The sequence below is a fragment of the Porphyromonas sp. HMSC065F10 genome, assembly GCF_001808555.1.
In the GTDB taxonomy this organism is placed as follows: Bacteria; Bacteroidota; Bacteroidia; order Bacteroidales; family Porphyromonadaceae; genus Porphyromonas_A.
Genome location: NZ_KV793730.1, coordinates 64,678 through 65,553, shown reverse-complemented (window position 1 = coordinate 65,553; position 876 = coordinate 64,678). Strand labels below are relative to the sequence as shown.

1 protein-coding gene is annotated in these 876 nt (G+C 55.6%); it reads left to right on the top strand.

Translation table 11 applies throughout. From position 1 onward, the window contains the following. Positions 1–126: 126 nt before the first annotated feature. Positions 127–393 (top strand): hypothetical protein, encoded by a 267-nt coding sequence (locus HMPREF2890_RS08895; RefSeq protein ID WP_148130628.1) that lies wholly within the window; start codon positions 127–129, stop codon positions 391–393. The last annotated feature ends 483 nt before the right edge of the window (positions 394–876 follow it).

The window sequence follows — 876 nt, the reverse complement described above, 5'->3', positions numbered from 1 at the left end:
TGACGCATTTGAGCTTTACAACTAAGAAGAAAGCACCCCCTGCCGGGGTGCCACACAGTCGGGCGACCTTAGTCTCTTGTGGGAGAGACTCCAGTCCCATAGGGATGGAACTACAGACCCGTAGGGGTGAAACTACAGTCCCGTAGGGGATGGCACTACAGTCCCAAGGGGATAAAACTCCTGATGGTGACGCACTTGAGCGATACAGAAGCCACTCCACTCACTGTGAAGAGTGGTGAACGATGCACCCCGACAGGGGTGCTCGCTCCAAAGGCATCGGTCATCCGCGAAGCGGTGACCGATGTACAGAGCCCCTGCCTACCATCTCGACCCCTTGCGGGTCGCCGAGCAGACATCTCCAATGCCGGCGACCCGCAAGGGGTCGAGGGATGATGTATACGCTTATACATCGGTCATCGGCACTTCGTGCCTCGACCGATGCCTATGGAGCGTGCATCCTTCGGATGCGGGAGAGTCTCCTATGTAGCGGTCTTCACATGTGCCCCTGTCCGATGTCCCTAAGGAGGTCGGCAGGGAGAGCACTCCGATAGGCGTGCTCGCCTTTTGCACCGGGGAGACTATGGGTAAATCCAAAAACGTCGCCACTGACAGCCCGGCGGATGCATTCGCTAACTTGATCAATAATCGCTACTTTTGCACACACCAAGTACGAACGATAACTTTAGACACAATCATTATCATGAAAAAGAATGTACTCGTGGCAGCTCTCGGTCTGCTGCTCGTAGGTAGCTGCATGACCTCCTGCAAGCCCAAGAAGAGTGCCTACCGCTCAATGTATGAGAAGGCTAAGCAGCATGAAGTAGCCCAGCAGAGCACCTACCCCCAGGAGGAGCCGATCGTCGTAGCCGACAACTC